Raw genomic sequence first — 319 nt, 5'->3', positions numbered from 1 at the left:
CCTCGACAACGAAGACGACGGACGTGTTCTCAAAGGCGTTGTCCGAAAGGACGCCTACACCATCAAGTGGGGTGACCGTTCTCGGCTTGAAATGGTCGTCGGAAAAGAACTCCGTGACAGGCACAACAGCCCGAAAAGTCGTCTTCGGCTCGAAATCGTTGGCGACCCGAACTGGCCTGATTACGAGGACCAGAGCCGGTTGGAACTGTGGTACGACGAGACTGACAACACGTTCAGGGCTTCGCACCCCGTGACTGTTTCTGACGATGCACGGGATACTCCACTGGCCGACGAGAAGGCCGCTCTGGATATTGGTGCG

Annotated in this window: 1 pseudogene; it reads left to right on the top strand. The window is 57.1% G+C overall.

The features are described from left to right. A pseudogene (locus E3374_RS17775) lies at positions 1–319 on the top strand (RNA-guided endonuclease TnpB family protein); the annotation flags it as partial.

The organism is Halorhabdus amylolytica, assembly GCF_004944975.1.
In the GTDB taxonomy this organism is placed as follows: Archaea; Halobacteriota; Halobacteria; order Halobacteriales; family Haloarculaceae; genus Halorhabdus; species Halorhabdus amylolytica.
This window is presented reverse-complemented; position numbering and strand designations above follow the sequence as displayed.